The organism is uncultured Xanthomonas sp., assembly GCF_964278005.1.
Classification (GTDB): domain Bacteria; phylum Pseudomonadota; class Gammaproteobacteria; order Xanthomonadales; family Xanthomonadaceae; genus Xanthomonas_A; species Xanthomonas_A sontii.
On sequence record NZ_CAXYKF010000013.1, the window covers coordinates 16,996 to 40,642 of the forward strand.

Below are 23,647 nucleotides of genomic sequence, written 5' to 3' on the forward strand. Positions count from 1 at the left end.
TGGGACGTTGCGACTTCGGCGCAACGTCCGCCTTCGCCGCGCCGCATCGCGGCCGCCTGCGCCGGCCCGCTCAGGCGGCACCGGCCCCAGCCACGGCGTGCGCCTGCGCCCACAGCGCCAGCCCATCCAGGACCAGCGCCGGTCGCTGCTCGGCTGGCGGCAACGCATGCAACAGCGGTGGCACGCCGCCGCCATGCAGCAACAGCCGCGGCCGTCGCCCCAGCAAGGCCTCGCCCTGCTGCAGGCTGCGTTCGATCAGCGCCACCGCCGCGCCGTCGCAGCCGGAGGCCAAGGCGTCGGCGGTGTCGGCGGCGAACTCGTGGTACTCGCCGCCCTCGGCCGGCAGCTGCGCCGCCTTCTGCTGCAGGGCCTGGCGCATCACCGTGGGCGACGGCGCGATGCGGCCGCCGTGGTGCAGGCCGTCGCGATCGAGCAGGTCCACGGTCAGCGCCGTTCCCACACCCACCACCAGCACGTCGCCGCCGCCATGCGCGGCGAGCAGGGCCAGGAACCGGTCCACGCCGAAGGCCTGCGGTCGCGCGTACGCGATCCGCACCCCGGCACAGGCAGCCTCGGTGCGCGCCACCTGCACCTGCGCGAAACGGCTGCGCAGCGCCTCCAGCACGGTGGCAGTCAGGGCCGGCGCGGCGACGCTGGCAACGTAGGCGGTGCCACCCTGCGGCAGCGCCGCGACCGCCGCAGCGTCCATCGCCTCGGCACCATGCGGCCAGGCCTGCACCGCGCCCACCTGCCCGTGTTCCAGCGCGGCGAACTTGAAGCGCGAGTTGCCCAGGTCGAACAGCCAGTCGCTCATGCCGGCCTCACGCTGACGTCGCCCGCATGCACCAGCTGCTCGCCGTCGGCGAAGGCCACCCGCAGCGCGCCGTCCTCGGCCAGCCCCAGGGCCGTGCCTTCGCGCACCTGGCCGCCATCGTCGATGCGCACGGCGCGTCCGGCCAGCAGATCCAGCGCGGCGTAGCGCGGCAGGAACGGCGCCAGTCCCTCCGCGTCGAACAGCGCCAGCGCCGGCAACAGCTGCGACAGCACCGCCGCGGCGATCGCGTTGCGCGACACCGCGCCACCGGCCAGCCGCGTCAGGTCGGTCCACGGCTGGTCGATGTCCGCGGCAGCGGCCGCCGGCATCGCCACGTTCAGGCCCAGGCCGATCACGGCCCGCGCCGGCCCGGCGAACTCGCCGCCGCCTTCCACCAGCAGGCCGCCCAGCTTGCGCCCGTCGGCCAGCAGGTCGTTCGGCCACTTCAGCCCGACTGAGGCGAATCCGGCCGCACGCAGGGCTGCGGCCACGGCCACGCCGGCCGCCAGGCTCAAGCCGCCCAGCCGGCCCAGCCCGCCCTGGAAGCTGCGCGCCACCGACAGATACAGATGCGCCGCCAGCGGCGAGGCCCAGACCCGGCCACGGCGGCCACGGCCGCCGGTCTGGCGCTCGGCCAGCAGGACCTCGCTGGCCTGCGCCGGCGCCGGCCGCTGCAGCAGGGTGGTATTGCTGGAGACCAGGCTCCAGGCGATCTCCAGCCCGGCCAGCTCGGCGCTCGCCGGTCCGCTCAGTCCGGCCCGGATCGCCGCGGCGTCGAGCAGTTCCAGCGGCCGTGCCAGGCCATAGCCCTCGCCGGCCCGGCCCTCGATCTCCACCCCGGCCGCGCGCAGCGCCTGAATGCGCTTCCACACCGCCGCCCGGGTCAGCCCGCAGGCGCGCGCCAGGGCATCGCCGGACAGGGGCCCCTTGCTGAGCCTGGTCAACAGTTCGCGCTCGTCCAACGCCGGTTCCATCGCCTCGTTTCGCCCCCGGGCGCGCAGTCGCGCGACCTCGTAAACCGAAAAGTATGCGGCAACGCCCCCCGGGCGCCCAGGGCCGGGGTCCTGCAGCGGGTGAAAACCGCGTTAGAATCGGGATTCACCGCCGCTCGCCCTGGATGCCGACGATGCGCCGTTCCCTGCCCTGCCTGCTCCTGTTGCTGCTGCCACTCGCCGCCGCCCACGCGTCCAACGTGCTGGCGGAGAAGCCGCACACCGACTGCACCTACGGCGACGCGGCCGATGCCGACAGCACGCCGACGCGCCCGCCCGCGGCGCTGCATGCGCCCGCCTCCACCGGCAAGCCGGCTTCGACCACCACGGGCGGCGGCAGCGACAGCGACCTGGTGCCGCGCATGCGCATGCCGAAGTGGCACAGCTTCCTGCCGGGGATGTTCCGCTGATTCCACGCTGGCTGCGCGGGCTGTGGTCGAAACCCGCCGCCATCGATGACCCTACCTGGCAGGCCGTGCGCCGCGACTGCGCCTGGGTCGCCGCCCTGGATGCGCCGCGCGAACAGCGCCTGCGTACGCTGGCCAGCGAATTCCTGCATCGCAAGACCATCTCGCCGCTGGGCGGCCTGCAGTTGGATGCCCGGCAGTGCGGCCTGCTCGCCGCACTGTGCTGTCTGCCGCTGCTGGAGTACGGCAGCGAGGGCATGCGCGGCTGGTCGCAATTGCTGGTCTACCCGGACGCGTTCCGCGTGCAGCGCAGCCATGTCGACGCGGCCGGCGTGCTGCACGAGTGGGAAGACGAACTGATCGGCGAATCCTGGGACAGCGGCCCGTTGATCCTGTCCTGGGCCGACGTGCAGGCCGACCTGGACGATCCACGTGCCGGCTACTGCGTGGCGGTGCACGAAATGGCGCACAAGCTCGACGTGCTCGACGGCGCCCTGGACGGCACGCCGCTGCTGCCGCGTACGTGGCAACGGCAATGGGCCGACGATTTCCAGCGCAGCTACGATGCCTTCTGCGCGCGCGTGGACCGCGGCCGCGCCAGCGAGATCGACGCCTACGCCGCCGAAGCGCCGGAAGAATTCTTCGCGGTGGTCAGCGAGTATCACTTTTCCGCGCCAGAGCGGCTGCAGCGCGAGATGCCGGAAGTGGCGGCGCATCTGGCGCGGTTCTATGGTCGCTCTCCGTTTGCCGCGGACTGAGCGGCCATCGCGTCTTGAGGCATCGCTTCAAGACGTCGCCGCGATGAACGCGACAACGCATGCGTTACGGGGAGTCGAGCGCGTCACGCGTCGGGACTGAAGTCCCTCCCACAGTGCACCCGTCGCGGCTGAAGCCGCCCCTACAGGACATTTCCCGAATCCCTCCATCGCGGAAAACGCATCACACCAACTTCAAATCCCGCGCATGCGCCTGCGGAAACACCTTCTGCAGTTGCGTCGGCGACAGACCCCACATGCGGCCGAGCAGGCCGGCGAACATGTCGCGGTAGTTGGTCAGCACCGGGTAGTCGCGGTCCTGGAACAGCTTGTCCTTGCTCACCGCCACCTGCTCGCCGGCGATGCGGCCGCCGTTGACCCCGCCGCCCAGCACCCAGTACGTGGTGCCGTGGCCATGGTCGGTGCCCTTGTCGCCATTCTCGCGGAAGGTGCGGCCGAACTCGGACAGCACCACCACCACCGTATTGCGCCACTCCGGCCCCAGCGCCTCGGCATAGGCCGACAGCCCCTCGGACAGGTTGGCCAGGTTGTTGGCCAGCGCGCCGTCGGTGCTGCCCTGGTTGACGTGCGTGTCCCAGCCGCCGACATCGACGAAGCCGAGCCGGTAGCGCTCGCGCATCAGCGTGGCGATGCGCCGTGTCTCGTCGGCGAAGGTGCGCGCGCTGGCGGCGCCGCGGTTGGCCTGCTGCATCTCGTCGCGCAGGGCCTGCGAGACCTGCTGGCGCAGCGCCAGGCCGTCGTGCGCGGCACTGGCCAACTGGGTGCCGTGGTACATGCCGGCGAGGATATCGGCCTGGCGCTGGTCGAAGGCCGGGGTCGGATTGCGCTTGAGCGAGAGATTTGGGATGTCGCCACCGCCCTGAAAGCTCAGCGGCAGCGAATCGGTGAAGGCGATCGACGGCGTGCCGGTGGCCACCTGCGACAGCCGCGCCAGGAAGCCGGTGCGGTAGTCGCTGCGCTGCCCGGCCGGCTGCCCGGCCTCGATGCTGTCCTGGGTCTCGAAGTGGCTGCGCGACAGGTCGTCGGTGCCGGCGAAAGGCACAAAGGCCAGCTGCTTGTCGGTCCACAGCGGCATCAGCGTGTCGCGCAGCCTTGGGTTCAGGCCCCACTGCGTGTCCAGCGCGATGGCGCTGTTCGGATTGGCCGGATCCGGCCTGGCGATGGCCAGGCTCGGCCGCGAGGCGTAGTAGAAATCGCTCGCGTACGGCACCAGCAGGTTGTTGCAGTCGTAGCCGCCACGCAGGAATACCACCAACAAACGCGGCGACGGCGCCGGTGCGGCGAACAGGCGCCCGGCGAACGGCAGGCTGGCCGCAGCGGCGGCGGACGCGAGCAGGAAGCGGCGACGGTGCATGGCGGGTCTCCGTGCGGCGAAGGCCGCGGTCAGCGGTAATTGAAATCGGGCGAGGCCAGCAGGTAGCCGTTCCACTCCTGCTGCGAGCGCGCCTGCGCCAGCGCCTGGCGCGTGGCATCGCTCAGTTGCGGCTCGATCGCGTGGTAGTACAGCGGCGTGCTCAGTTGCGGGAAGCCGCCGCGCTGCTGCCCATCGACGGTGAACAGCTGGGTGTTGCCGTTGCCGATCGCACGCGCGATCTCGAAGCGCTGCGCCATTTGCCCGGAACTGTTCCAGGCACTGGACTGCAGCGACCAGCCATCGGGCGTGATCCGTCCGAAGCTCGGCTCGCCCATCTGGTTCAACCAGCCCAGCAACGGCTGCGGATTGACGATGGTCTGCCCGTCGTAGGCCAGGCGCAGCGCCGAGACCAGGAACCGGTACGGATCCTTGAACTTGTGTGGCGCGCCGGCCGCCATCTCCGGCGCGGTGAACATCACCTGCAGCACTGCCGCGATGTCGCCGTCGCTGCGCTGGAACGTGCGCGCCATCTTCTCCACCAGCGCCGGCGGCGGATCGTCGGCGACGAAGTACTCGGCCAACTGCCGCGAGATGAAGTGCGCGCATGCCGGCTGGCGCACGATCAGTTGCACCGCGCGCTCGACCTCGTCGAAGCCGCCGCCGGCGATGCGCTGGCCGAGCAAGGTCTTGTCGCCGGGTTCGTGCCGCGCCGGATTGAACTCGAACGCGCCACGGCGCACATACTGCGCCTGCAGCGCCGGCGGCAACTTCGGCGGACCGTCGCGGTCGACCGGCGCGATGCCGACGCCGGTGAGGATCAGCGCCAGTTGCTGCACGTCCTTCTGCGTGTAGCCGGCATCGACGCCGAGGGTATGCAGTTCCATCAACTCGCGCGCGTAGTTCTCGTTGACCTTGCCTTTGGCGTTCTGCGCGTTGTCCAGGTACTCCAGCATCGCCGGACTCTCCAGCGTCGCCATCACCAGGTCGGAGAACTTGCCCAGCGCGTGCGGGCGGATCGCGTTGTCGGCGTAGTCGGCCACGGTCCAGTGCAGGCGGCCCTTGTCGGCGAACACGCTGAAATGATTGAGCCAGAACCACACCATCTGCTCGCGCAGCTGATCCGGCGCGTAGATGGAACGCAGCAGCTGCGCCTGGCGTGCCTGGTTCAGCAGCAGATCGCCGCGCTGCTGCGCGGCCTTCTTCGCCGCGACCTTGGCATCGCCATCCGGCATCGCCTTGATCGCCTGCTGTGCGGCGGCCTGCTGCTTGAGCAGTTCCTGGACCGGCGTGTGCAGCGCGGCGTAGCCGTCCAGTTGCGCGCGCACCGGCGCCGGCAGGGCGGCATCGCCACCGTCGGCCTGCAATTGCTCGCGCAGGAAGCGCTTGCGGCCATCGCGCTCGAACTGCGCCACGCTGGCGCTGTCCAGGCCGGTGGTCATCGACTGCAGCCAGCGCGCATCGTCGCGCTTGAGCACCTTGTCGGTGGCGGCGATGGCGCCGACGGTGAACAGCACCAGCAGCAACGACAGCAGCAACCGCTGGGTATTGCGCAGCGCGCGCCGGCCGCGCACGCGCAGACGCGTTGCTGCAGGACGATGCCGGGATGCGGACATGCGGGGCTCCTGGACGAAAAGCGGCGTGAAGACCGGCGCAGTATCGCCAGCTGCGCGCCGGTCGCGTTAAGCCACTGTCGGAAACCTCCCGGTCATTTGCACGGGATTCACCTGCTGCTGCACTGCAGCGGCGCGCGCGGCCACTCGATTGGCGCGGGTCGTCGCTGCGCAGCGGGATGCCGGTCCCAGACCAGCACAGGAGCGCGTTGTCGTGCTTACAACCCCGGCGGCAGGGTGACCAGGAAGCGCGCCCCGCCCAGTTCCTCGGAGCGGCTGACCTGCAGCTCGCCGCGGTAGCCCTTGACCAGGTCCTGCACGATCGCCAGACCGATGCCGTGGCCATGCACGCGCTCGTCGCCGCGCACGCCGCGCTGCAGGATGTGGGCGACCTCTTCCGGCGCGATGCCGGGGCCGTCGTCCTCCACCGCGATGATCAGGCCGGCGCGGCGGCTGCCGGCGGCCGGCTCCGGCCGCACGCTCAGCAACACCCGCCGGCGGGCCCACTTGAAGGCGTTCTCGAGCAGATTGCCGAGCAGTTCCTGCAGGTCGCCGGGCTCGCCGTGGAAGCGCGCGCTCGGCTCGATGTCGAACTCGCACAGCACGCCCTTGGCGGCATAGACCTTCTCCAGGCCGCGCACGATCTCCTCGGCGTTGGGTTCGATCGGCAATGGCGCGGCGAACAGCTTGTGGCCGCTGGAGGCGGCGCGCGCCAGCTGGTAGGACACCAGGTTGTTCATGCGCCGTAGCTGCACGTCCAACTCTTCGCGCAGCTCCGGCCCCTGCGCGCCGCTGTCGAGCTGGGTGCGCAATACCGCCAGCGGCGTCTTCAGGCTGTGCGCCAGGTCGGCCAGTGTGTTGCGCTGGCGGTCCAGGTTCTCGCGCTCGCTCTCGATGAAGGCGTTGATGCTGTCGGTCAGCGGTTCCAGTTCGCGCGGATGGCGATCGCCCATGCGCACCGCTTCGCCGCGCTGCACCTTGGTCAGTTCGTTGATCACCCGGCGCAGCGGGCGCAGGCTCCATTGCAGGATGAAGGCCTGCAGCACCAGCAGGATCAGGCCGGCGCCGCCGAGGTTGAACCACACCCGGCCGCGAAACACGCGCAGCTGCGCGCCCAGCGCGCGGGTGTCCTCCATGATGTAGATGGTGACCGGGGTTTCCTTGTCGCGGCGCACGTAGGCCAGGCCGATGCCGTAGCGGTAGACCTCGCCTTCGCTGCCGTCGATCTGGGTCATCGACCAGGGCCCGTCGAAGGTTTCCTGGCGCGGTTCGAGCATGCCCCCGCGCGGTGGCAGCGGGCCTTCGCTGGACATCGAGATCCAGCGCTCGTTGGGCATCACGATCTGCGCGTACAGGCCGCTGCCGGGCCGGTCGAAATGCGGGTCCGGCGGCGGCTTGTCGTTGTTGATGTACAGCGAACCGTCGCGGGCGACGTCGATGTTGTTGGCGTACGCGGTGGCGTAGCTCTTCAGGCGCTCGCGCAGGTTGCTCAGCGCGGTATCGGCGAAGGCCTGGTCCAGCGCGTAACCTGCCGCGGCAAGGAACGCCAGCAGGCTGAGGCTGGCGGCGAGCAGCTGGCGCGCCTGCAGCGAACGCGGGCGCCAGCGCTTGTACCACCTGGGTCGTGCCGCCACGCGGTCGCTTCCTCGGTGTGCTCGCCGGCGCCTGCGATCAGCCTTCGGTACGCGGAATCGCGAACCGGTAGCCGCGGCCGCGCACGGTCTCGATCGGCTTCAACTCGCCGTCCGGGTCCAGCTTCTTGCGCAGGCGGCCGATGAAGACTTCCAGCACATTGGAGTCGCGATCGAAATCCTGCTGATAGATGTGCTCGGTCAGGTCGGCCTTGGAGACCAGTTCGCCGGCATGCATCATCAGGTACTCGAGCACCTTGTACTCGTAGCTGGTCAGGTCGACGTTGCTGCCGCTGACGCTGACGGTCTGTGCCGCCAGGTCCAGCGCAACCGGACCGCATTCCAGGGTCGGCTTGCTCCAGCCGGCGGCGCGGCGCAGCAGTGCATTGACGCGCGCCAGCAGCTCTTCGACGTGGAACGGCTTGACCAGGTAGTCGTCGGCGCCCTGCTTGAGGCCTTCCACCTTGTCCTGCCAGCTGGAACGCGCGGTGAGGATCAGCACCGGAAACTTCTTGCCTTCGTCGCGCAGCGCCTTGATCAGCTCCATGCCCGACATCTTCGGCAGGCCCAGATCGATGATGCCCACGTCGAAGGGCACTTCGCGGCCCATGTACAGGCCTTCCTCGCCGTCCTGCGCCGCATCCACCGCAAAGCCTTCGCGCTTCAGGCGAGCGGCCAGGGTCTCTCGCAGCGGAGCTTCGTCTTCGACCAGAAGGATACGCATGAACTCTCCCTAGTAACTTACAGGTGGCCGGTGGCCGGGGCGGTGTGTGGAACCTGAACCGAACTATCCGGACTCACGGGTGATCGTCGCGTGGTGGCTCGGGAGGCTCGCCCGACCGCGGCGCCCGCGGCGGCGCCGCACGGCCAGGCTGCGGATCGTCCATGTAGCGTACCCGCCCACGGCCGTCCATGTACTTGACGCGGTTGATGTCGCGGCCATCGAACGGCACGCGCTCGGCGCCGAGGATCTGCCCGCCGGTGGAGCGCTGCACCCGGCGCACCGCGTCGGACAGCGAACTACCGCCATAGTCCCGATTGCGCCCCGCATCGCGCTCCGGCGGCGCCATCACACCCGGCATGGGCGGCTGCTGCGCACGGCCGTGCCCAGCCGCGACCGACGCCAGCGCGAGCGCGAAGACAGCGGCAAAGCGGTAGTGGCGGGAAGCGGAAGAAGTCACGACGGGCATCCTAACGGACTGATCGGAAACGTTCAAAACTTGTGAAGCGCGACACCTCGCGGGAACGAAGACGACCTCGAGAAATCGAGGCAAATTCTTGATTTTTCGGGGTGAATCCGGTCTGAACTTTTCTGGACGCCCCCGGTAGCATTCAGTCAAATGAACCTGTCGAAGGCCGATGCAAGGGCCGCGCCAGGGGTCTGGAGAGGCCCTTCGACAGGTGCTTCGCGGCGTCTCCGCAGGACCAGAGACTAGCTCCAGGAACCTGAACAAAATCCCTGAACGACGTGCGGAAGATGGCGGCGCGACAGTCGTCGATCGAGACGCCGCATGGGTCGGCGCACGCTTGGCGATGAGAGCGATCAGGTCATCGAGGCGAAAGGTGCCCCACAGCCCCGCGGATCACGCTGCCGCGCGTGCCGCCCCGTCGGTGACCGCCAGCGCCCGCTCCAGCAGCGCCCAGTCCGCGCCCGGCCGGTGCGCGCCTTCGCTGAGCACCTGGCGGAAGGCGCGGCCGCCGGGCTGACCGTGGAACAGGCCGAGCAGGTGGCGGGTGATGTGCTTGAGCGCCAGGCCCTCGGCCAGGCGCGCCTCGACGTAGGGGCGCAGCGCGCGTAGCAACTCGGCGCGCGGGCGCGGCGCGGCGCCGGTCAGGGCCGCGTCCAGCCGGTGCAGGACGTAGGGATCGTGGTAGGCGGCGCGGCCCAGCATCACCCCGTCCACCGCCTGCAACTGCGCCTGTGCCGTCTCCACCGCGGCCAGACCGCCGTTGAGCACGACCTGCAACTGCGGCCGCTCGCGCTTGAGCCGGTGCGCCCAGTCGTAGCGCAGCGGCGGCACCTCGCGGTTCTCCTTCGGCGACAGGCCCTGCAGCCAGGCATTGCGCGCGTGCACCACGAACAGCCCACAGCCCGCCGCGGCGACCTGGTCGACGAAAGCCAGGAACACCGCGTAGTCGTCGTCCTGGTCCACGCCCAGCCGGCACTTCACCGTCACCGGGATGTCCACCGCAGCGACCATCGCCGCCACGCAGTCGGCGACCAGCGCCGGCTCGCGCATCAGGCAGGCACCGAAGCGCCCGGCCTGGACCCGGTCGGACGGGCAGCCGCAATTGAGGTTGATCTCGTCGTAGCCCCAGTCCTGGCCGATCCGCGCCGCCTGCGCCAGCAGCGCCGGCTCGCTGCCGCCGAGCTGCAGGGCAAGCGGATGCTCGGACGAATCGAAATCCAGCAACCGCGCGCGATCGCCCAGCACTACCGCATTGGCGTGCACCATCTCGGTGTACAGCCGCGCCGACGGCGCCAGCAGCCGGTGGAAGACCCGGCAATGGCGGTCGGTCCAGTCCATCATCGGGGCGACGGACAGGCGCAGCGAGGCGGCGTAGCGCTGGTGCTCGGCGCTATTCGACTGATCCGCGCTACTTTTTGGGGTTTCCATTGTCTGCAATTTTAGCGCGGTACACCGTTCGCTGCTGACGGGGCCGCGTGCGCTTTTTTGAGCCTGCGGCTAGGCATCTACCAAGACACGGTCGTCCGCGTCTCGCACGGACCCGCGCGCCGCAGCGCGAGCGGGAGCACTTCAGCCGATCTCAGCCAGGTTGTTGATGCCGAACTGCGGCGCAATCAGGTTGGGGATTTCGACGATGTTGTTGGCGGGAATGCCGGCCCCGACGATGTTGCCGATCGAGGTCATATAGCCGGGATCGGACGCACCGGGATGGGCGAAGACCACCAGTACGCTGGCCGGCGGCGGTCCACCGAGGCTGACCAGCGCCGCGGCGGCTTCGTGCGTGGCGACGTAGCCTGCGTTGGCATGGTGCACCCAGGCGCAAGGGAGGGCATGCGGATGATTGGAGACATAGATGACCGCGGCGCAAGTGATCAGGCCGTAAGCGCGGGTGATACCCGGCACAGTGCAGATGTTCTGGACTGCCGACGCGTTGACGCCCAGGTTGTTGCCAGCCCCGGTCATGCACGGCAATGAGCCGCCGACAACGCCGGCTTGTACTTGGGTAACGAAGTGGAAGATGTTCACAGGAGTAACGAAGCTGCCATTGTGATTGTAGATGGGCATGACGATTTCCTTGGGCGGGAGGAAGCAGCAGGGGTACTGCCACTACGCCGCCCCAGCGCGCCAGCATCAATCAGGCGTATCCCTATCTATCGGTGCCTGCGATCCGCAGCGATGGCCCAACCGTGGTGCGGGTTCCGCCGGACGCATGGCGCAGGCCCTTGACCACCCGCCACATCCGGCCTATCGTGCGCTCGCCGAAGGTATTCATCGCTTCATTCGGATGAAGGGATGGATTTAAACGGGAATCCGGTGACGGCCGGCGCCGCAAGCGCCTGCCCATTCCGGAGCTGCCCCGCAGCGGTGAATGGAAACGACCTCCGTCAATGGCACTGGGCCGGCGCATGCCGGCCTGGGAAGCGACGGACAGTAGGTGCGCAGCCGGCACGGTGCGCGTGTCCATCAGCCCGAATACCGGCCCCGGCCGGAGGACCGTGCGTCCTCCGATTCGACCTGGCGCCTCCGCGGGGAGGCGGCCGGACCGCGACCCGGCCTTGCGCCGCGCCGCGCCGTCCGCCTGCCCGCGCGGTACCGGTTCGCCCGCGGGGGCGAAGGTCGCTGGCGTGGCGGGCGGTCCGTGCGAACGGGACGCGCGGCGCGCGGTTCCTTCGTTCCTCAATGCCCTTGAACGCAATGAGGAAACGCAACATGACGATCGTGACCAACCTGGGCTTCCCGCGCATCGGTGCGCGGCGCGAGCTCAAGCAGGCGCTGGAACGCTACTGGCGCCGCGACATCGACGGCGCGCAACTGCAGGACACCGCACGCGACCTGCGCCTGCGCCACTGGCAACTGCAACGCGAGGCCGGGGTGGACGTGCCGCCCAGCAACGACTTCAGCCTGTACGACGCGATGCTCGACACCGCGTTCCTGTTCGATGCGATCCCGCAACGCTACCGCGCGCTGGCCGATGCCGACCCGCTGGCCGGCTACTTCGCGATGGCGCGCGGCACGCAGGAACACGGCCTGGACCTGCACGCGCTGGAAATGACCAAGTGGTTCGACACCAACTACCACTACCTGGTGCCGGAGCTGGCGCGGCGCCAGCACTTCCGCCTGCGCGGCGACAAGCCGGTGGTGGAGTTCCTGGAAGCCAAGGCGCAGGGCATCCAGACCCGGCCGGTGCTGATCGGGCCGGTGACCTTTCTGGCGCTGTCCAAGACCGTGGACGGCAGCGACCGCTGGGCGTTGCTGGACAGCCTGCTGCCGGTGTATGCCGAATTGCTGCAGCGCCTGCATGCGGCCGGCGCTGGCTGGGTGCAGCTCGACGAACCGGCGCTGGTATTGGACCTGGACGAGGCCGCACGCGCCGCCTATCGCCGCGCCTATGATGTCCTTGCGCAGGCGCCGCGGCCGAAGCTGCTGCTGACCAGCTACTTCGGCGAACTGGGCGACAACCTGGAACTGGCGATGGCGTTGCCGGTGGACGGCATCCACGTGGACCTGGTGCGTGGCGTGGCGCAGTTGGACGCGGTGCTGCAGGCGCTGCCGGCCGGGCGCGTGCTCTCGGCCGGCCTGGTCAACGGCCGCAACGTGTGGCGTACCCCGCTGGACAACGCGCTGACCCTGGCCCGCTACGCCGCCGGCCATGTCGGCCGCGAGCGGCTGTGGCTGGCGCCCTCGTGCTCGCTGCTGCACGTGCCGGTGGATCTGCAGCAGGAGACCAGGCTGGACCGCGAACTGGTCGGCTGGCTGGCCTTCGCCAGGCAGAAGCTGCAGGAACTGCGCACCCTGGCCGATGCGCTGGACGACCAGCCGCAGGCGCAGGCCGGGCTGGACGCGGCGCGCGATGCGTTGGCCAGCCGTCGCGCCTCTGCGCGCGTGCACCGCGCCGAGGTGGCGCGGCGGGTGGACGCGCTGACCGACGACGCCGGCCGCCGGCAGTCGCCGTACGCGCAGCGCCGCCAGACGCAGCAGGCGGCGCTGCGGCTGCCGCTGTATCCGACCACCACGATCGGCTCGTTCCCGCAGACCGAGCAGGTGCGGCAGGCGCGCGCGCAGCACAAGGCCGGCAAGCTCGACGACGCCGCGTACGACGCGTTCCTGGCCGCCGAGACCGAGCACTGCGTGCGTGCGCAGGAGCAACTGGGCCTGGACGTGCTGGTGCACGGCGAGTTCGAGCGCAACGACATGGTCGAGTACTTCGGCGAGCAGCTGGACGGCTTCGCCTTCACCCGTCATGGCTGGGTGCAGAGCTACGGCTCGCGCTGCGTGAAGCCGCCGATCATCTACGGCGACGTGCAGCGCCCGGCGCCGATGACGCTGCGCTGGACCACCTACGCGCAGTCGCTGACCGAGCGGCCGATGAAGGGCATGCTGACCGGGCCGGTGACGGTGCTGCAGTGGTCGTTCGTGCGCGACGACCAGGAGCGTGCGCAGACCTGCCGGCAGATCGCGCTGGCGCTGCGCGACGAGGTGCGCGACCTGGAGGCGGCCGGCATCGGCGTGATCCAGATCGACGAGCCGGCGATCCGCGAAGGCCTGCCGCTGCGCCGCGCCGACTGGCGGGCGTACCTGGACTGGGCGGTGCAGTGCTTCCGCATCGCCGCGGCCGGCGTGCGCGATGCCACGCAGATCCACACCCACATGTGCTACTCGGAGTTCAACGACATCATCGAGGCGGTGGCGGCGATGGACGCGGACGTGATCTCGATCGAGACCTCGCGTTCGCGCATGGAACTGCTCGATGCCTTCGTGCGCTTCCGCTACCCGAACGCGATCGGGCCGGGCGTGTACGACATCCACTCGCCACGCGTGCCGAGCACGCAGGAGATGGTGGCGTTGCTGGAGAAGGCGCGTGCGGTGCTGGATCCGCAGCAACTGTGGGTCAATCCGGATTGCGGGCTGAAGACCCGCGGCTGGGCGGAAACCCGCAACGCGCTGCAGGCGATGGTGGCGGCGGCGCAGCAGTTGCGCAGCCAGCACGCGCAGGCGGCGTGACCTGGCGATGCCCGGCGCCACGTGCGCCGGGCATCGCGATGGTTGCGGCATGTCCGGTATCCCAGTTCGGCGTGCATTGCTGCATTGCGTCTTTGTCCGGCAATGTGCGCTGGCTATAACCGCAGGCGAACGCGTGGCGAGGGGGCGCTGCGTCCTCGCCGACGTGCTGCCGGCGGCGCGGTGCGTCGCGGCTCCGGCATGTGCGTCTGCTTCTCAGCACCGCCAGGGAGAGCGCGTCATGCCGAAGCTGTCGAACCTGTCCGCCGTCTGCGTCCTGTGTCTCGTCGTCCCCGCCGCCGCGCTGCACGCGGCCGAACTGATTCCCAAACAACTGGCCGGACCGCCGGAGGAGTTCGCGCAGATGCGCGCGCCCGCCCCGGCGGAAGCGGCGATCCTGTCCAAGAGCGCATTGCTGCCGGTGGAGTTCTCCGCCGCTCGCAGCAGTGGCCCGGCGCAGTGGCACACCACCCTGCCGGTGGAGAACGGCAAGCTGCGCTTCGTGGTGCTGTCCGGCGACCACGATTGGCAGCCGCGGCTGAGCGCACCGGCCACGGCCAGCGCACGCATGGGCACCGCCGCCACGACGCCGCTGCTCGCGCCCAGCGCCAAGGCCACCCAACTGGGCGCCGGCGGCGCCGCGCTGCCGGCCCGCGAGTACCACGTGGACAGCGCCGCCAACGGCGACTGGACCCTGACCCTGCAGGCCGATGGCAGCAACACGGCGCAGCGCGGCTATGTGCTGATGGAAGGCGACCCGCGCACGCAACTGGCGTCCTATCCCAGCGACCGCGCGCAACTGCAGCGCGGCCAGCGTATCGGCCTGACCGCCCTGCTCGGCGGCATCGATGCGCAGGGCGGCGTGTCGCTGGCGCGCAGCGCCGGCAGCGGCCGCATCGACACCGCGCAGCTGCGCGTGATCGCGCCGGACGGCTCCGTCAGCCAATGGCCGATGGCCGACGACGGCCGCCACGGCGACGGCGCCGCGGGCGATGGCGTGTATGCCGGCGACTTCCCGGCGACAGCCACCGGCACCTACATCGCGCAGGTGGTGGTGCACGGCCACGACGCCGGCGGCCAGGCCTTCGTGCGCACCAGCGAGCACGTGCTGCCGGTGCTGGACACCACGTTGCGCATCACCGCCGATGCCGTCGCCGCCAGCGCACAGCCCGGCACCCGCCTGACCCTGCCGATCCCGGTGCGCATCGGCGGCGGCCAGGCGCCGGCGCACTACCGCGTGCTCGGCGAGCTGTGGGGCACCGGTCGCGACGGCAGCGCGGTGCCGGTGGCCTGGCTCGGCGGCATGCTCGCGCCGCAGGACGGACGCCTGCCGCTGAGCGTGGACGAACGCTGGATCGCCCGCGCCGGCGCGCGTGCGCCGTTCACCCTGCGCAACCTGCGCGTGGAGGATCCGGACAACTTCGTGCCGCTGGCCACTCGTGCGACGCTGCCGCTGACCCTGCCGGCACTGCGCCGCAGCAGCGTGGCGCGCAGCACCGGCGCGATCGACGAGAGCATGCGCATGGGCGAGCGCCCGGCGCAGCTGAGCGCAGCCGCCACCGACATGCAGGCGCAGGCCACCGGCAAGCGCCTGGTGCTGGTGCACGGCTACTGCTCGGGCGGCGTGTGGCCGGTGGCGCAGTTCACCAACGCCTCCGCGTTCCTGGACGTCAACCAGAACCGCAGCAACGACCAGTTCGCGCAGCGCCTGGCGCAGTTCGGCAGCCAGTGGAACTCGTTCGGCACGGTGGCGCACAGCCAGGGCGGCATGGCCGCGTTGCACCTGTACGTGTACTACTGGAGCGGCCTGGACAATGCCAGCGGCGGGCGGGTGATGCAGTCGGTGGGCACGCCCTACCAGGGCACCAACCTGGCCGGCATCCTGGCCACGGTGGGCTCGTGGTTCGGTGTGGGCTGCGGCACCAACAACGACCTGACCTACGACGGCGCCAAGGCCTGGCTGGCCGGCATCCCCAACTCGGCGCGGGCGCTGGTGAACTACTACACCACCTCCTTCGCCAAGACCAACTGGTACACCAACGACTACTGCAATGCGGCCTCGGACCTGGTGCTGAGCGACCCGGAGGACGGCACCGTGGAGCAGGTCAACGGCCAGCTGCCCGGCGGCGTCAACCGCGGCCACACCACCGGCCAGTGCCACACCACCGGCATGCGCGATCCGGCGCAGTACCTGGACGCCAGCCGCAACGCGACGATGAACGCCAACGCGGCGCGTTGAGGGCTGGGAATGGGGAATCGGGAATGGGAATCGGCAGAGCGAACGCCGCGCTGCGGCTGCTGATGGTGCCCTTCCCTATTCCCGACCCCCATTCCCCGCTTCATCGGAAATGCCACGGTGCAGTGACTGGAGAGCGGCGATGATCGTCGATGCAGACGGTCGGCGCCGCGACCATGGATTAGGGCAAGCGGGTGCTTAGCCGCTGTTGCTGTTGCTGCTCCCCATTCCCGATTCCCGAATCCCCACTCCCCGCCTCAGCGAAATACCACCGTGCGATGCCCGTTGAGCAGGATGCGATGCTCGACGTGGCGGCGCACGGCGCGGGCCAGCACCTGCGACTCGGTGTCGCTGCCCAGCCGCACCAGTTCGCGCGGGGTCATGGCGTGGTCCACGCGGGCCACGTCCTGCTCGATGATCGGGCCTTCGTCCAGATCGCCGGTGACGTAGTGCGCGGTGGCACCGATGATCTTGACCCCGCGTGCGTGCGCCTGGTGGTACGGCTGCGCGCCCTTGAAGCTGGGCAGGAAGCTGTGGTGGATGTTGATCGCGCGTCCGGCCAGCGCCGCGCACAGCGTCGGCGACAGGATCTGCATGTAGCGGGCCAGCACCACCAGATCGATGCGTTCGCGTTCGACCAGCGCCAGCAGCTGCGCCTCCTGTTCGGCGCGGTTGGCGGCACTCACCGGCAGGTGGTGGAACGGCACGCCGTAGGACCCGGCCAGCGCGGCGAAGTCGGGATGGTTGGAGGCCACCGCGGCGATGTCCACCCGCAACTGCCGGCTGTGCGCGCGGAACAGCAGATCGTTGAGGCAGTGGCCCTGCTTGCTGACCAGCACCAACAGGCGCGCGCGGCGGCGCGCGTCGTGCAGTTGCCAGTCCATCGCGTAGTCGGCGGCCAGCGGCTCCAACTGCAGCTTCACCGCGGCGACGATGCCGTCGGCGGGTACGTCGAAGTGCACCCGGAGGAAGAAGCGGCCGCTTTCCTCGTCGCCGAACTGCTGCGCATCGAGGATGTTGCAGCCGTGCTCGAACAGCAGGCCGCTGACGCGGAAGACGATGCCGGTACGGTCCGGGCAGGACAGGGTCAGGATGTAGTCGTGGCGCATCTGTCGATGATAGGGGAAAGGCGGGGATTCGGGATTCGGGATTCGGGATTCGGGAATCGGGAATCGGGAATCGGGAATCGGGACAGTCCGCCTCTGGAACGTGGTGAGGCAACTGTCATGCAGCGACGGCGGACGAAGTCCGCTGTGCATCCGATCTTGCACGACGTCGGGACTGAAGTCCCTCCCACAGTGCAGTCCCTGACCGTGCCAGTGCTGCAGTGTGGGCGCGGCCTCAACCAGGACGGTGAGAAGAGGCCACGCCATCCAGCCGCAGCCGGCTTTTCCTTCTCCCTCCGGGAGAAGGTGCCCCGAAGGGGCGGATGAGGGTACGGGCGAAGCTTCGTGCAACTTGAACTCCGCGTGCGCTGCGCGCCCCGTACCCTCACCCCGACCCCTCTCCCGGGGGGAGAGGGGCTTAGGCATCCTTATCCTGAAATCCGGTCGCAGCTGACGTCGCACCCATGACGCTGCTCACTCGCCTGCGCTCACTCCGGGCGCAGGCGCAGCGCCAGGCGGCGGTTGACCTTTTCCAGACGCGCCAGCGAGTCCTCCACCGACATGCCGACCGCTTCGTGGGTGGTGATGTGCGCGCGCAGGTGCGCCGGATCGTCCAGGTCGCCGCGCACCAGGAACACGTTCTCGCCATCCTCCACGTCGCCGATCTCGCGGCTGAGCACCACGTGGTCGACCTGGTCGAAACCGTATTCCTTGGCCAGCGGCAGCAGCCGCGCCACCATGCGCTCGCTGATCGCGTCCGGCGCGCGCCCACAGGCGGCGTCCAGCGCGTGCACGCCCTCGCGGATCTGCGCGTACAGGAGATGGTCCGGATGCTCCGGGTGATCGGGCCCGGGCACGGGCTCGCGCACGACCGCGCGCGGTGGCTGGATCGGGGCTCTGTCGCCGGGATCGGACGAATTCGGACTCATGGCATCCTCCTGTGATGCGCCAGCAAATCGCCGCACCTTAGCGGCAAGCGCGCGCCAGGCTCAAGCGGGCACGCAGTGTGCCGCATGCGCCGCCAAGGTCCGCTGAAGATCGTCCCGCATCGCTCAGGCCTGGCCGGCGCGGCGCGCGGCGACCTTGGCCAGCGCCGCCCAGTCGAGGTCGCCGTCGCCGTGCGCGATCGCCTCGATGAAGGCATCGCGCAGCACCGCCGCCAGCGGCATCGGCACGTGCCGGGTCTCGCCGGCGTTCAGGGCCAGGCGCACGTCCTTCAGGCCCAGCGTGGCCTTGAAGCCGGCCGGGCTGTAGCGCTGTTCGGCGATCATGCCGCCGTAGGTCTGGTAGGCCGGTGCGGCGAACACGGTGCTGGTGAGCATGTCGAGGAAATCGGCCGCTTCCACGCCGTGCCCGCGCACCAGCGCCGACGCCTCGGCCATGGTGCCGATGGCGCTGGCCAGGCACAGGTTGGCGGCGAGCTTCACCGCGTTGGCCTGTTCCGGTGCGGTGCCGAAGTACCAGGTCTTGCGCCCGATGACGTCGAGCAAGGGCTGCACCCGCGCCAGCGCCGCGGCGTCGCCGGCGGCGAGCAGGTTGAGCTGGCCGGCCGCGGCCACCTCTACCCGCCCCAGCACCGGCATCGCCAGGTAGGCGACGCCGCGCTCGGCATGCAACGCGTGCAGTTCGCGCGCCAGCGTCACCGAGATCGTGGCCATGTTGACGTGCACGCTGCCGGCGGTGAGCGCGTCCAGCGCGCCGCGATCGAGCAGGGTCTCGCGCACCGCGGTGTCGTCGGCCAGCATCGAGAACAGCACCGGCCCGCGCACCGCATCGGCCGGTTGCGCGGCCTGCTGCGCGCCGGCCTCGAGCAGGGGCTGCGCCGCCGCGGCGCTGCGGTTCCAGACCGTCAACGCATGGCCGGCGCGCAGCAGGTTGAGCGCGATCGGCTGGCCCATCGTGCCCAGGCCGAGAAATCCAATCGTCGTCATTGCAGGCTCCCTGAAGGAATCGAAATGGAGGACGCCACCAGCGCGCGCGGCGCGCCGGTCAGGCGTCGAACACGCCGCGCGCCGCATGCGGCTCGCAACGCAGGTATTGCGGCGACGGGCGTACCCGCGCGCCCAGCGCGGCGGCCGCGTGCCACGGCCAGCGCGGATCGTAGAGGATGCCGCGGGCCAGCGCGATGGCATCGGCACGGCCCTCGGCGAGGATGGCCTCGGCCTGCTGCGGCTCGGTGATCAGGCCCACCGCGATCACCGGCATGCGCAGCGCGCGGTGCAGCGTCTCGGCCAGCGGCACCTGGTAGCCGGGCGCCACCGGAATGCGCTGACGCCGGTCCAGCCCGCCGCTGGATACGTGCAGATAATCGCAGCCCTGCGCCTGCAATGCCTGCGCCAGCGCCTCGCTCTGCGCCAGATCCCAGCCGCCATCGACCCAGTCGGTGGCGGAAATGCGCACGCCCACCGCGATGCTCGGCGCCACCGCGGCGCGCACCGCCGCATGCACGCGCAGCAGCAGGCGCATGCGGTTCTCCAGGCTGCCGCCATAGGCATCGGCGCGCTGATTGCTCAGCGGCGACAGGAACTGGTGCAGCAGGTAGCCGTGTGCGGCATGCAATTCGATCAGCTCGAAGCCGAGTCGCTCGGCGCGCCGCGCCGACGCCACGAACGCCTCGACGATGGCGTCGATGCCGTCCAGGTCCAGCGCCTGCGGCGACGGGCCGTCGTCGGCGAATGCCTGCGCCGACGGCGCCACGGTCTGCCAGCCGTTCGGCTGCTCGGGCGCGATCGCGCCGCCGCCGTCCCAGGGCTTGTGCGTGGACGCCTTGCGCCCGGCATGCGCGAGCTGGATGCCCAACGGCATCGGCGACCAGCGCCGCACGGAGCGCAGCACCGTGTCCAGCGCCGCCTCGGTGGCGTCGTCCCATAGGCCCAGATCGGCGTAGCTGATGCGCCCACGCGGCTCCACCGCGGTCGCCTCCAGGATCAGCAGCCCGGCGCCGGACTGCGCCAGTTGCCCGAGATGCTGGGTGTGCCAGTCGCTGGCACGGCCGTCCTCGGCGGAGTACTGGCACATCGGTGCGATCACGATGCGGTTGGACAACGACAGCGGCCCCAGCGCGAGGGGCGAGAACAAGTGACTCACGATGCGGATCCATGGAGACGCCGCGCGCGGCGCGGCAAGCGACCATTGCACTCCTGCCATGCAGCGCGATCAACCACTGCCGATGGATCAGTTCGTGCCGGGATTCGGAACGCGCGCCGCCGCCGGCAGCAGGAAGGACAGCGCCTGCGCGCACGACTGCTCCACTTTCATGCTCAGCAGATCGTCGCCGCGGGTGCGGCCCAGGTTGACCGCGGCGATCGGCAGCCCGGCCTTGGCCGCGGCCTGCACGAAGCGAAAGCCGGAATAGACCATCAGCGACGAGCCCACCACCAGCACCGCGTCGGCGCGCTGCAGATGCGCGAAGGCACTGGCAACGCGCTCGCGCGGCACGTTCTCGCCGAAGAACACCACATCCGGCTTCAGCACGCCGCCGCAGTGCGTGCAGGCCGGCACCACGAAACTGGCGAAATCCTCGCCCTCCAGGTCGGCATCGCCGTCGGGCGCCGGCGCGGCCTGCAACGTCGCCCACTGCGGATTGTGCTGCAGCAGGTGCTGCTGGAACGCCTCGCGCGGCATGCGCCGCTCGCAGCCCATGCAGCGCACCACGTCCAGGCGCCCGTGCAGGTCGATGGTGGCGCGGCTGCCGGCGGCCTGGTGCAGGCCATCCACGTTCTGGGTCAGCAGCAGTTCGACCTGGCCGCGCGCTTCCAGCTGCGCCAGCGCGGCATGGGTGGCATTGGGCCGCGCATGGCCGAAGCGCGGCCAGCCGAGCAGGCTGCGCGCCCAGTAGCGCTGCCGCGTCGCCAGTTCGCCCATGAAGGCCTGGTAGGTCACCGGCTGTGCACGCTTCCAGTCGCCGGCGGCGTCGCGGTAGTCGGGAATGCCCGAGTCGGTACTGCAGCCGGCACCGGTCAGCACGAACAGGCGCCGATGGCGGTCGACGAACGCTTCCAGCGCGGACGCCGCCGGCGGTGCGGACGCGGCGTGATCCTGCAGCAACTGCGACATCGTGAAGGTCCCGGAGGTGGTGGAGGCGCACGCGACGATGGCGTGTCGGCTTCCTATCTAGGGGGTGGGCGGCAGCAACGCAAGCCCTGGCCGCCACGGCCGCTGAAGCGTTGCCGCGCGCATTGAAAGCCCGCTGGAAACTGGCTACTGTCCAGGGCGCGGCAGGATGCTCGGCGTTCACTGCACCCTGCTGGCCGCACGCCGCCTCCGTGAGGAATGCCATCCCTTCGCCGATTCCGTCTCGTGAGCCGCGTTTCCGATCCCACCCCGTCCCCGCTCGCCGCTGCCGCCAACGCCCCACTGCGGGTGGCGTTGCTGGAGGACGACGATGTGCTGCGCGACCGCGTGTTGCTGCCGGGCCTGCAGCGGCACGGCTTCGAGGTCACGCCGCTGCGCACCGCGCAGGCGCTGTGGGCGGCGCTGGAGGCGCAGCGTTTCGATCTGATCGTGCTCGACATCGGCTTGCCCGACAGCGATGGCTTCACCCTGACCCAGCAACTGCAGGAACGCCGCCCCGGCATGGGCATCGTCATCCTCAGCGGCCGCGGCGAGCAGCCGGATCTGGTGCGCGGGCTGGTCCAGGGTGCGGATGCGTACCTGATCAAACCGGTGCAGATCGAGATCCTCGCCGCCACCTTGTTCAGCGTGGCCCGGCGCATGCTGCGGCCGAGCGCGCCGGCCAGCGAGGAATGGCAACTGCAGGACGACGGCTGGTGCCTGTTCGCGCCGGACGGGCAGGCGGTGCCGTTGACCGCGTCCGAACGCAAGGTGCTGCAGAGCCTGTGGCAGGCGCGCGGGCGCCTGGTCAGCCGCGATGCGTTGGTCGGCATGCTCGGCGGTAATGCCGGGCTGGAGATCGATCCGCACCGGCTGGACGCGTTGTTGCATCGGCTGCGGCAGAAAGTGCAGGAGCGCACCGGCAGCGCGCTGCCATTGCGCGCGGTGCGCGGCGAAGGCTATCTGCTCATGCCGCAGGAGCGCTGAGCCCGGCCAGCGGCAGGCGCAGCACGAAGCAGGTGCCGGCGCCGGGCGCGCTGCGCACCTGCAGGCTGCCATGCGCCTGTTGCGCCATCTCGAACGCCACCGCCAGGCCCAGCCCGGTGCCCTGCCCGGCCGGCTTGGTGGTGAAGAACGGCTCGAAGATCTGCCGTTGCACGGCCTCGCTCATGCCCACGCCAGTATCGGCGATGGCGATGGCGACGGCCTCGCCATCGCGGCGCAGTTGCAGCGAAAAGCAGCCGCCGCCGGGCATCGCATCGCGCGCGTTGGCGGCGAAGTTGAGCAGCGCCAGATCGAAGCGGCTGCGATCCAGGAACACCGGCGCCGCTTCGGTGGCCAGATCCAGACGCACCTGTACCGCGGCACCGAACAGTTGTCGCAGCATCGGCTGCAGGCTGCGCAGCGCTTCGCCGGCATCGAAGCGCTCGGGCACGCTCGCCTCGCGGCGACTGAAGCTGAGCAGCTTGCGGCTGACCGCCACGCCGCGATGCGCGGCCAGGGCCACGCCTTCCAGTGCATCGGCCAGCACCAACGCATCGCGCGGCGGGTGATAGTCCAGTTCGTGCACGCAATGGCGTTGCTCGGTGTAGCCGAGGATCGCACTGAGGATGTTGTTGAAGTCGTGCGACACGCCGCTGGCCAGCTGCTCCACCAGCTCGATCTTCTGCAGATGCAGCAGGCGTTGCTGCGCCAGGGTGCGTTCGCGCATCTCCACGCGCAGGCGCGCGGCGCTGCGCCGCGCACGCCACAGGCTCTCGCGCAGCGCGGCGACGGTGCGATCCAGCACCAGGGTGATCATCAGGTAGCTCAGCGCCAGCGAGGGCAGGTTCTGGAACGGGCTGCGGGTGCCGCGCGGGTCCTGGCCCCAGGGGCTTTCCATGCCCAGCCAGAAGATCAGTGGGATGCACAGGTACACCAGCCACAGCGCGCGGCGCCCGATCACCAGCGCGGCCAGGGTCAGCATCATCATCGGGTACGGATCGAAGGCCTGCAGCTGATAGCCGAACGCCAGGTTGGCGGCGACCGCCGAGCACAGCACCACCGCGATGAACGCGGCGGCGGCCTGTTTGAGCAGGCCGCGGCGGATCATCCAGACCCCGCCCCAGGCCGCGGCGGCGATCGCCGCATCGGTGCCCACATCGACCGCCAGCTGCATCGTGCTCATCTCGATGCGCGGTGCGGTCAGCAGGTGGTAGAGCTTGTTGAGCGGGATCTCGCTGCCCAGGAACACGAACAGCACCTGCAGCGCGGGCGCGTTGCGCCGGTCGAGCGGATCGGCGATCGGCACCCGGCGCAGCCACAGCGAGAGGCGCCGCCACAGCCGCGCGGCAAGCGCGACCGGCGCAGAGTGCGCACCCCATCTCACCCAGGCTCCCATGACGGTGAGTCTACCGTGAGGGAGACGTGAATTTGCGTGCATTGAAGGGGGCTGGGCTTGCGGCCTTAATCGGGCCTGACTCGTTGTCGGGACGACGCTC

General features: G+C 70.1%; 20 protein-coding genes and 1 riboswitch. Of the genes, 5 read left to right on the forward strand and 15 right to left on the reverse strand.

Translation table 11 applies throughout. The features are described 5' to 3' along the window. Positions 1 to 70: 70 nt before the first annotated feature. Both ACHWVH_RS08090 and birA read right to left on the reverse strand, forming a co-directional pair. Positions 71 to 814, reverse strand: coding sequence for a type III pantothenate kinase (locus ACHWVH_RS08090; protein ID WP_267098797.1), 744 nt, complete (start codon positions 812 to 814; stop codon positions 71 to 73). Continuing rightward, a complete protein-coding gene (birA, locus tag ACHWVH_RS08095) occupies positions 811 to 1,776 on the reverse strand; it encodes a bifunctional biotin--[acetyl-CoA-carboxylase] ligase/biotin operon repressor BirA (protein ID WP_394686971.1) in 966 nt (321 codons plus the stop codon). Before birA ends, ACHWVH_RS08090 begins: the two co-directional genes overlap by 4 nt. Positions 1,777 to 1,931: 155 nt before the next feature. Here birA and ACHWVH_RS08100 point away from each other — a divergent pair, with 155 nt between their 5' ends. Further along, positions 1,932 to 2,216, forward strand: coding sequence for a hypothetical protein (locus ACHWVH_RS08100; protein WP_017917075.1), 285 nt, complete (start codon positions 1,932 to 1,934; stop codon positions 2,214 to 2,216). Further along, on the forward strand, positions 2,183 to 2,971 hold the full coding sequence (locus ACHWVH_RS08105; protein WP_267105994.1) for a zinc-dependent peptidase: 789 nt from the start codon (positions 2,183 to 2,185) through the stop codon (positions 2,969 to 2,971). The genes ACHWVH_RS08100 and ACHWVH_RS08105 overlap by 34 nt, the downstream gene beginning before the upstream one ends. Positions 2,972 to 3,152: 181 nt before the next feature. On the opposite strand, the gene ACHWVH_RS08110 is transcribed toward ACHWVH_RS08105, so the two are convergent. From ACHWVH_RS08110 to ACHWVH_RS08140, 7 genes are all read right to left on the reverse strand, one after another. Beyond that, positions 3,153 to 4,343, reverse strand: a complete 1,191-nt coding sequence (locus tag ACHWVH_RS08110; RefSeq protein WP_152238999.1) for a DUF1501 domain-containing protein — start codon at positions 4,341 to 4,343, stop codon at positions 3,153 to 3,155. A gap of 29 nt (positions 4,344 to 4,372) precedes the next feature. Beyond that, positions 4,373 to 5,956, reverse strand: a complete 1,584-nt coding sequence (locus tag ACHWVH_RS08115; protein ID WP_267121541.1) for a DUF1800 domain-containing protein — start codon at positions 5,954 to 5,956, stop codon at positions 4,373 to 4,375. A 215-nt stretch (positions 5,957 to 6,171) separates the two neighbouring features. Continuing rightward, positions 6,172 to 7,542, reverse strand: coding sequence for a sensor histidine kinase (locus ACHWVH_RS08120; RefSeq protein WP_191091324.1), 1,371 nt, complete (start codon positions 7,540 to 7,542; stop codon positions 6,172 to 6,174). Between the two features lie 82 nt (positions 7,543 to 7,624). Beyond that, positions 7,625 to 8,308: a response regulator transcription factor gene (locus ACHWVH_RS08125; protein WP_003469280.1), complete on the reverse strand. Its 684-nt coding sequence runs from the start codon at positions 8,306 to 8,308 to the stop codon at positions 7,625 to 7,627. 73 nt (positions 8,309 to 8,381) lie between these two features. Beyond that, a complete protein-coding gene (locus ACHWVH_RS08130; protein ID WP_039726258.1) occupies positions 8,382 to 8,765 on the reverse strand; it encodes a hypothetical protein in 384 nt (127 codons plus the stop codon). Positions 8,766 to 9,167: 402 nt separating this feature from the next. Beyond that, on the reverse strand, positions 9,168 to 10,202 hold the full coding sequence (gene dusA / locus ACHWVH_RS08135) for a tRNA dihydrouridine(20/20a) synthase DusA (protein WP_295924449.1): 1,035 nt from the start codon (positions 10,200 to 10,202) through the stop codon (positions 9,168 to 9,170). A gap of 141 nt (positions 10,203 to 10,343) precedes the next feature. Beyond that, positions 10,344 to 10,838, reverse strand: coding sequence for a hypothetical protein (locus ACHWVH_RS08140; RefSeq protein WP_267083937.1), 495 nt, complete (start codon positions 10,836 to 10,838; stop codon positions 10,344 to 10,346). A 181-nt stretch (positions 10,839 to 11,019) separates the two neighbouring features. Continuing rightward, positions 11,020 to 11,273: riboswitch (cobalamin riboswitch) on the forward strand. Between the two features lie 210 nt (positions 11,274 to 11,483). Between ACHWVH_RS08140 and metE the strand changes: the two genes are divergently transcribed. Together metE and ACHWVH_RS08150 are read left to right on the forward strand one after the other, a co-directional pair. Further along, positions 11,484 to 13,775: a 5-methyltetrahydropteroyltriglutamate--homocysteine S-methyltransferase gene (gene metE / locus ACHWVH_RS08145; protein ID WP_394686966.1), complete on the forward strand. Its 2,292-nt coding sequence runs from the start codon at positions 11,484 to 11,486 to the stop codon at positions 13,773 to 13,775. Between the two features lie 238 nt (positions 13,776 to 14,013). Next, on the forward strand, positions 14,014 to 16,011 hold the full coding sequence (locus tag ACHWVH_RS08150) for a choice-of-anchor X domain-containing protein (protein ID WP_394686967.1): 1,998 nt from the start codon (positions 14,014 to 14,016) through the stop codon (positions 16,009 to 16,011). Between the two features lie 254 nt (positions 16,012 to 16,265). On the opposite strand, the gene purU is transcribed toward ACHWVH_RS08150, so the two are convergent. The 5 genes from purU to ACHWVH_RS08175 all read right to left on the reverse strand — a co-directional run bounded on the left by purU (position 16,266) and on the right by ACHWVH_RS08175 (position 21,170). Continuing rightward, positions 16,266 to 17,117, reverse strand: coding sequence for a formyltetrahydrofolate deformylase (purU, locus tag ACHWVH_RS08155; RefSeq protein WP_152236662.1), 852 nt, complete (start codon positions 17,115 to 17,117; stop codon positions 16,266 to 16,268). A 485-nt stretch (positions 17,118 to 17,602) separates the two neighbouring features. After that, entirely contained in the window at positions 17,603 to 18,043 is a 441-nt protein-coding gene (locus tag ACHWVH_RS08160; protein WP_017908683.1) for an XVIPCD domain-containing protein, read from the reverse strand. A 123-nt stretch (positions 18,044 to 18,166) separates the two neighbouring features. Beyond that, positions 18,167 to 19,045 (reverse strand): NAD(P)-dependent oxidoreductase, encoded by an 879-nt coding sequence (locus ACHWVH_RS08165; protein WP_081613307.1) that lies wholly within the window; start codon positions 19,043 to 19,045, stop codon positions 18,167 to 18,169. 58 nt (positions 19,046 to 19,103) lie between these two features. Beyond that, positions 19,104 to 20,261, reverse strand: coding sequence for an NADH:flavin oxidoreductase/NADH oxidase (locus tag ACHWVH_RS08170; RefSeq protein WP_394686968.1), 1,158 nt, complete (start codon positions 20,259 to 20,261; stop codon positions 19,104 to 19,106). A 27-nt stretch (positions 20,262 to 20,288) separates the two neighbouring features. Next, positions 20,289 to 21,170: an NAD-dependent protein deacetylase gene (locus tag ACHWVH_RS08175; RefSeq protein WP_267098808.1), complete on the reverse strand. Its 882-nt coding sequence runs from the start codon at positions 21,168 to 21,170 to the stop codon at positions 20,289 to 20,291. A gap of 243 nt (positions 21,171 to 21,413) precedes the next feature. Here ACHWVH_RS08175 and ACHWVH_RS08180 point away from each other — a divergent pair, with 243 nt between their 5' ends. Beyond that, positions 21,414 to 22,154: a response regulator transcription factor gene (locus tag ACHWVH_RS08180; RefSeq protein WP_152236666.1), complete on the forward strand. Its 741-nt coding sequence runs from the start codon at positions 21,414 to 21,416 to the stop codon at positions 22,152 to 22,154. Here the strand turns inward: ACHWVH_RS08180 and ACHWVH_RS08185 are convergent. Further along, entirely contained in the window at positions 22,135 to 23,535 is a 1,401-nt protein-coding gene (locus ACHWVH_RS08185; RefSeq protein WP_053069678.1) for a sensor histidine kinase, read from the reverse strand. The two genes, ACHWVH_RS08180 and ACHWVH_RS08185, sit on opposite strands and share 20 nt — an antisense overlap. Positions 23,536 to 23,647 lie beyond the last annotated feature (112 nt).